We start from the raw sequence: 213 nt of genomic DNA, 5'->3' as shown, positions 1-213 counted from the left end.
CGGGCGAGGGTCCGCCACACGGTCGACAGCGACGGCGCACCCGGGACACCGAGCTCGTCCCACACCCGCAGCGTGTCCGCCTTGCTGGTCGGCTCGACGACGCGGGCCAGGACCAGCTTCTTGAATGTGTCGTTGCCGACCGCGTCGAACCCGAGACGGGCGTAGGCGTCCTCGAGGACATCCCACAACAACCTGGACCTCGACCCGGTCACC

General features: G+C 69.5%; 1 pseudogene. It reads right to left on the bottom strand.

Going from position 1 to position 213, the window contains the following annotated elements:
- Positions 1–213: pseudogene (locus G3N18_RS15845) on the bottom strand (IS1634 family transposase); the annotation flags it as partial.

This window comes from Microbacterium paulum, assembly GCF_015707995.1.
Classification (GTDB): domain Bacteria; phylum Actinomycetota; class Actinomycetes; order Actinomycetales; family Microbacteriaceae; genus Microbacterium; species Microbacterium paulum.
Note: the sequence above shows the minus strand (reverse complement) of the source record. Positions and strands in the feature narration are given on the sequence as shown.